We start from the raw sequence: 236 nt of genomic DNA, 5'->3' as shown, positions 1-236 counted from the left end.
GAATCCTGTTTCTTTGAATTTGAGGTATTTCAGCAATGATCAAGCGGTTTGTCATTTTGTTTGCTGTAGTGCTGACGTTGGCTGGATGTGACGCATTTTCATCCGAGCCGACCTACCGTGGCATCAGCATCATGGGGCTCAACTACACGCCGTTCAATCTGAGCGATTTCACGATTCGTGACAAATACGGCAACAGAGCGAGCGGAGGGGGTGATTTGCCGCCGAGTGCGGGAGCC

At 51.3% G+C, this 236-nt stretch carries 1 protein-coding gene; it reads left to right on the top strand.

Annotated elements, in window-relative coordinates; genetic code table 11:
- Positions 1–35: 35 nt before the first annotated feature.
- The coding region (locus tag SB658_RS27500; protein WP_410603733.1) for a hypothetical protein at positions 36–236 on the top strand (201 nt) is incomplete at its 3' end.

The organism is Bacillus sp. SIMBA_008 (assembly GCF_046535495.1).
Lineage (GTDB): Bacteria > Bacillota > Bacilli > Bacillales > Bacillaceae > Bacillus > Bacillus subtilis.
The sequence above is the reverse complement of the archived record's forward strand: the minus strand, read 5'-3'. Positions and strand labels throughout refer to the sequence as shown.